General features: G+C 70.5%; 7 protein-coding genes. All 7 read left to right on the forward strand.

The features are described from left to right. The coding region (locus tag B0W88_RS29415) for a DUF3261 domain-containing protein (protein WP_077038084.1) at nt 1-440 on the forward strand (440 nt) is incomplete at its 5' end. Beyond that, on the forward strand, nt 437-1,621 hold the full coding sequence (locus tag B0W88_RS29420) for a beta-ketoacyl-ACP synthase (RefSeq protein WP_198937973.1): 1,185 nt from the start codon (nt 437-439) through the stop codon (nt 1,619-1,621). The genes B0W88_RS29415 and B0W88_RS29420, both read left to right, overlap by 4 nt. After that, entirely contained in the window at nt 1,618-2,064 is a 447-nt protein-coding gene (locus B0W88_RS29425) for a 3-hydroxylacyl-ACP dehydratase (RefSeq protein WP_077038086.1), read from the forward strand. Before B0W88_RS29420 ends, B0W88_RS29425 begins: the two co-directional genes overlap by 4 nt. Next, on the forward strand, nt 2,057-2,791 hold the full coding sequence (locus B0W88_RS29430) for a 3-ketoacyl-ACP reductase FabG2 (protein ID WP_077038087.1): 735 nt from the start codon (nt 2,057-2,059) through the stop codon (nt 2,789-2,791). The genes B0W88_RS29425 and B0W88_RS29430 overlap by 8 nt, the downstream gene beginning before the upstream one ends. Further along, complete coding sequence (locus B0W88_RS29435; RefSeq protein WP_077038088.1) at nt 2,788-4,038, forward strand: beta-ketoacyl-ACP synthase; 1,251 nt, start codon at nt 2,788-2,790, stop codon at nt 4,036-4,038. The genes B0W88_RS29430 and B0W88_RS29435 overlap by 4 nt, the downstream gene beginning before the upstream one ends. Nucleotides 4,039-4,062: 24 nt before the next feature. After that, entirely contained in the window at nt 4,063-4,611 is a 549-nt protein-coding gene (locus tag B0W88_RS29440; protein ID WP_077038089.1) for a hypothetical protein, read from the forward strand. Between the two features lie 109 nt (nt 4,612-4,720). Continuing rightward, nucleotides 4,721-5,161: an excinuclease ATPase subunit gene (locus tag B0W88_RS29445; RefSeq protein ID WP_077038090.1), complete on the forward strand. Its 441-nt coding sequence runs from the start codon at nt 4,721-4,723 to the stop codon at nt 5,159-5,161. Nucleotides 5,162-5,219: the final 58 nt, after the last annotated feature.

Here is a 5,219-nt window from a genome sequence, read left to right on the forward strand (position 1 = left end):
CCCAGCGACTCACCGTGCGCGAGCTGCCCGCCGGCGCCCCGCCGACCGAGCGGAGCCTGGATGTGCAGCTGGAGGTGGATGACACCGAGCTGCGCCTGGCCGCCTTCGCGCTGAACCAGCGGGTGCTGATGCTGCGCTGGGACGGCCGCGAGCTGCAGCAGCAGCGCCACCTGATGCTGCCGGCCGAGGTGGACGGCGCCCGCGTGCTGCGCGACATCCAGCTGGCCTACTGGCCGCGCGAGGCCCTTGCAACGGCGCTGCCGGCCGGCTGGTCCGTGGACGAGCAGGGCCAGCGCCGGGTCATCCGGATGGGCGACATCGTCCAGATGCAGATCGACTACACCGGCCAGCCCCGCTGGCAGGGCCGCGCGGAGATCGACAATCGGCTTGAGCACTACCGGCTCAGCATCGAATCGACCCCCGTCACGACATCACCATGAGCAGCTACCTGAATGCGCTGGGCCTGGTCTGCGCGCTGGGCGAAGGACAGGGCGCCGTGCGCGCCGCCCTGCAGCGCGCCGATGCGCCCGGCGGCGTGGCCCCGCGGGATGACCTGCTGCCGGGCCGCACCCTGCACCTCGGCTCGGTCACCGCGAGCCTGCCCGCCCTCGACGCCTTGCCCGCCCACCGGCGCAGCCGCAACAACGCGCTGCTGCTGGCCGCGCTGGTGCAGATCCGGCCGCAGGTGGACGAAGCCGTCGAGCGCTACGGCCGTGCGCGCATCGCGGTGATCCTGGGCACCAGCACCTCCGGCATCGGCGAGAGCGAGCAGGCCTTCGCCGCCCAGGCTCGCGAGGGCGCCTTGCCCGCGCATTTCGACCCGCGCCAGCAGGAGATCGGCTCGCCCGCGCTGATGCTGGCCGAGGTGCTGGGCCTCGAAGGCCCGGCCTATGTGATCTCCACCGCCTGCTCCTCCAGCGCCAAGGCCCTGGCCAGCGCCGCGCGGCTGCTTGCCGCCGGCCAGTGCGATGCGGTGCTGTGCGGCGGCGCCGATTCGCTGTGCGCCTTCACCGTGGCCGGCTTCGCGGCGCTGGAGTCGGTCAGCGAAGCGCGCTGCAACCCGATGAGCAGCACCCGTTGCGGCATCAACATCGGCGAGGGCGCCGCGCTGTTCCTGATGACGCGCGAGAGCGGCCCGGTGCAGCTTACCGGCTGGGGCGAGAGCTCCGACGCCCACCACATCTCCGCCCCCGAGCCGAACGGCGCCGGCGCGCTGGCCGCGATGCGCGAGGCGCTGCAGCGCGCCGGCCTCGCGCCGGCCGACATCGACTACCTGAACCTGCACGGCACCGCCACGCCGCACAACGACGCGATGGAAAGCCGCGCCGTGCACGAGCTGTTCGGCCCGGCGCTGCCCTGCAGCTCCACCAAGCCGCTGACCGGCCACACGCTGGGCGCTGCCGGCGCGCTGGAGGCGGCCATCGCCTGGCTGGCGCTCACGGACAATCCCGACGGTGCCCTGCCGCCCCACTGGTGGGACGGCCAGCGCGACGCCGGCATCCCCGCGCTGAACCTGGTGCAGCCCGGCCAGCGCCTGGGCCGGCCGCTGCGCGCGGTGCTCAGCAACTCCTTCGCCTTTGGCGGCAGCAATGCCGCGCTCGTCCTGACTGCCTCGCCATGAATCCGATCGCCTCGCTGGTGCCCCATGCCGGCCGCATGAGCCTGCTGCAGACCGTGCTCGACTGCGATGCGGAGAGCCTGCGCGCCGAGCTGACCGTCTCGGAAGGCGACCTGTTCTTCCACGAGGGTGTCGGCATCGGCGGCTGGGTCGGCATCGAGTACATGGCGCAGGCCGTGGCCGCCTGGGCCGGCGCGCAGGGCGGCGAGCCGCGCATCGGCTTCCTGCTCGGCAGCCGCCGCTACCGCTGCAGCCGCAGTGCCTTCCGCGCCGGCGAGAAGCTGAGCGTCAGCGTCAGGCGCGAGTTCCAGGCGGACAACGGCCTGGGACAATTCGACTGCCGCATCGAGATCGGCGAGGACTGCGTGGCCACGGCCCAGCTGACCGTCTTCGGCCCCGAGGATCCGGTGGCGTTCCTGACAGGTGAGAGTAAAACCAATGAGTGAGAGCAAGACCGTTCTCGTGACCGGCTCCAGCCGCGGCATCGGGCGGGCCATCGCCCTGCGCCTGGCACGCGAGGGCTACGACATCGTGCTGCATTGCCGCAGCCAGCGCGAGCAGGCCGATGCAGCCGCCGCCGAGATCGCGGCGCTGGGCCGCGGCGCGCGGGTGCTGCAGTTCGACGTGGCCGACCGCGCGGCCTGCGCCGCGGCGCTGGAGGCCGACGTCGAGGCCCACGGCTGCTACTACGGCGTCGTCTGCAATGCCGGCATCGCGCGCGACGGCGCCTTCCCGGCCCTGTCCGGCGAGGACTGGGACCAGGTCATCCACACCAACCTCGACGCCTTCTACAACGTGCTGCAGCCGCTGACGATGCCGCTGGTGCGGCGGCGCCAGCCGGGGCGCATCGTCACGCTGTCCTCGGTGTCGGGCCTGATGGGCAACCGGGGTCAGGTCAACTACAGTGCCGCGAAGGCCGGCATCATCGGCGCCACCAAGGCACTGGCGGTGGAGCTGGCGGGCCGCGGCATCACGGTGAACTGCGTCGCGCCGGGCCTGATCGATACCGAGATGGTCGACGCGCAGGTGCTGGAAGAGGCGCTGAAGCTGATCCCCGCCAAGCGGGTCGGCAAGGTGGAAGAGGTGGCGGCCACGGTCGCCTTCCTGATGAGCGAGGACGCCGCGTACATCACGCGGCAGGTGATTTCGGTGAACGGGGGAATGGTCGGATGAGTGGCGGCGGCAGTGCAAAGCGGGTGGTGGTGACGGGCATCGGCGCCATCAGCCCCCTCGGACATGACTGGGCCGCCGTGCTCGCCCACCTGCGCTCGGGCCGCAACGCGGTGCAGCACATCGCCGAGTGGGACCAGTACGAGGGCCTGAACACCCGCGTCGGCGTGCCCGCCGCGCCCTTCGAGCTGGACGCGAAGCGCTACAACCGCAAGGCCACGCGCAGCATGGGCCGCGTCGCGCTGATGGCGGTGCGCGCCAGCGAGATGGCGCTCACGCAGGCCGGCCTGCTGGACGACCCGCTGCTGAAGAGCGGCGAGGTCGGCATCTCCTACGGGTCCTCGTCCGGCACGCCCAAGTCCATCGGCGACTTCGGCCGCATGCTCAACGAGAAGAGCACCGAGGGCATCAACGCCACGACCTATATCAAGATGATGTCGCACACCGCGGCGGTCAACGTCGGCGTGCACTTCGGCCTGACCGGGCGGGTCATCACCACCAGCAGCGCCTGCACCTCGGGCAGCCAGGGCCTGGGCTATGCCTACGAGGCCATCCGCGACGGCCGCCAGGTGGCGATGCTGGCCGGCGGCGCTGAGGAACTGGACGCCACGCAGGCGGCGGTGTTCGACACCCTGTTCGCCACCAGCGTCAAACATAACGCTTCGCCCGAGCTGACCCCGCGCCCCTTCGACGCGGCCCGCGACGGCCTGGTGCTGGGCGAGGGCGCCTGCACCTTCGTGCTCGAGGAATACGAGCATGCGAAGGCCCGCGGCGCCACCATCCTCGCCGAGCTGATCGGCTACGGCACCAACAGCGATGGCTGCCACGTCACCCAGCCCAACGCCCCGACGATGGCCCAGGCGATGCGGCTGGCCCTGAAGGACGCCGGCCTGCCGGCCAGCGAGATCGCCTACGTCAACGCGCATGGCACCGCCACCGAGCATGGCGACGTGGCCGAGAGCCAGGCCACCCACGAGGTCTTCGGCCCGCGCGTGGCGATCTCCTCGCTGAAGAGCTACATGGGCCACACGCTGGGCGCCTGCGGCGCGCTGGAGGCCTGGATGAGCATCGAGATGATGAACACCGGCTGGTTCGCGCCGACGCTGAACCTGGAGACCGTCGATCCCCGCTGCGGCGACATCGACTACATCCGCGGTATTGGCGGCCGGGAACTGCAGACCGGCGTGGTGATGAGCAACAACTTTGCGTTTGGCGGGATCAATACTTCGTTGATCTTCCGTCGTGTCTGATCGTTAGCTGAAAGTGCACCAAGGATGAAGACCCAAACCGCCGGCCTGCTCGCCGCATCGCTGCTTTTCCTCGCGGGCTTCGCGTCCGCCGCCGACACCGATTCGGCGGCTCCGCCGCCGGCCGCCACGGCGAACGGCGAGAAGGGCCCGACGGCCGAAGAGGCTCAGGCCCTGGCCACGGCGCAGGCCGAAGCCAACGCGGCCCTGGCCGCCGCGCCGGCCGCTGAACGCGACATGTGCCTGATCCCCGGTCGGCCCGCAGGGCAGGACGGCAATTACCAAGTACTGCGCAAGCTGAAGGCTGCCCGCCAGACGTATGGCTCCGTGGTCCAGGTGCTGCCCGAGCTTGCGTCCAAGGCAAAGTCGGCGGGCGGTGATGCGATCTTCGACTACAACGGCGCCCAGCGCTTCGGCTTCTTCCCTTGGCGCCTCGTGCGCCCGGTGGCGACTGGCACGGCGATCCGGTGGACCGGCAGCCAACCGCTCGACTGCGCCGCCCTGGGCGGCCGCACTACGGCGGAAGTCATCGCCAGCAACCAGGCGCCGGACCGGCCAGCCTCCACCAAGCAGTGACGACGGAACTCTGCCGCGCGTGCCTGTGAAAGCTGCCATCGATAGGCCGGCGGAGTTCGTCTATCGTGCGGCATCCCATTTCCTCGATTCCATGACGGGAGCACTGAAGATGAAGACCAAGAAGCACCTGCTGGCCGCACTGGCCCTGATGGCACTGGCCCCGCTGGCGCATGCGCGCGACACGATCGTCAACATTCCGCTGGCCGACGTGCTGGCCATGCCCGAGGCCCAGACCGACCTGGAGGGCGTCAGCTTCCACCTGGCCGGAGCCGCCACGCCCAAGGTCGTCAAGCGCATGGGCGAGGACGTGTCCAACCCCAAGACCAACGCCTTCAACAAGAGTGCGGACCAAGCCTGCAAGTGGGCCGCGCTGTCGGCCTTGAAGGCCTTCCACAACAAGGCCAAGAGCCAGGGGGCCAATGCCGTGATCGACATCGTCAGCTACTACAAGAAGAACGAGACCCGCAGCGACACCACCATCGAGTGCCATGACGGCACCTTCGTCACCGGCCTCGCGCTGAAGGGCACCTACGCCGTCGTCTCCAAGTAAGACTGCGGCCGTCGCGCTGGCGGCGGGCGGCCAACTGATGCCGCCGCCCGGGTATGGC

Origin of the sequence: Pelomonas sp. KK5 (assembly GCF_001984095.1) — a bacterium.
GTDB lineage: Bacteria > Pseudomonadota > Gammaproteobacteria > Burkholderiales > Burkholderiaceae_C > KK5.

What these genes read in the sequence shown, in the direction of transcription:
- B0W88_RS29420 (WP_198937973.1), top strand. Translation starts at nt 437, where the DNA reads ATGAGCAGCTACCTGAATGCGCTGGGCCTGGTCTGCGCGCTGGGCGAA.
- B0W88_RS29425 (WP_077038086.1), top strand. Translation starts at nt 1,618, where the DNA reads ATGAATCCGATCGCCTCGCTGGTGCCCCATGCCGGCCGCATGAGCCTG.
- B0W88_RS29430 (WP_077038087.1), top strand. Translation starts at nt 2,057, where the DNA reads ATGAGTGAGAGCAAGACCGTTCTCGTGACCGGCTCCAGCCGCGGCATC.
- B0W88_RS29435 (WP_077038088.1), top strand. Translation starts at nt 2,788, where the DNA reads ATGAGTGGCGGCGGCAGTGCAAAGCGGGTGGTGGTGACGGGCATCGGC.
- B0W88_RS29440 (WP_077038089.1), top strand. Translation starts at nt 4,063, where the DNA reads ATGAAGACCCAAACCGCCGGCCTGCTCGCCGCATCGCTGCTTTTCCTC.
- B0W88_RS29445 (WP_077038090.1), top strand. Translation starts at nt 4,721, where the DNA reads ATGAAGACCAAGAAGCACCTGCTGGCCGCACTGGCCCTGATGGCACTG.